Origin of the sequence: Vibrio marinisediminis (assembly GCF_014050145.1) — a bacterium.
In the GTDB taxonomy this organism is placed as follows: Bacteria; Pseudomonadota; Gammaproteobacteria; order Enterobacterales; family Vibrionaceae; genus Vibrio; species Vibrio marinisediminis.
Window position 1 is genome coordinate 1 of sequence record NZ_JACFYF010000214.1, and the last position, 281, is coordinate 281.

The 281-nt window shown below is 65.8% G+C and carries 1 protein-coding gene; it reads left to right on the forward strand.

Annotated elements, in window-relative coordinates; translation table 11 throughout:
• A partial coding sequence (locus H2O73_RS23925; RefSeq protein ID WP_220457745.1) for a hypothetical protein occupies positions 1–281 on the forward strand: 281 nt, incomplete at both ends.

Consider the following 281-nt stretch of genomic DNA (forward strand, 5'->3'; position numbering starts at 1 on the left):
CTGCAGGGCGACAAGGCCTTCGCCGAGAACGCGACGACGCTCGCCACCGCGACACGGATCGGCGAGGAGGTTCGCGCGTTCGAGCCGCCCCATACGGGCGGCAACTACCTGATGCGCGAGATGGTCTTTCAGGTCGGGCGCAAGCACGCGCTCAAACTGCGGGCCATCGCCTTTGCGCTGATGATCGCGCTGCCGGTGCTCATCATCCTGGTGAACGACAAGCACCTCATGGTGAGCATCGCGGTCCTGCTCCATTTCGCGGGGGTACTGGTCGCCCGCTG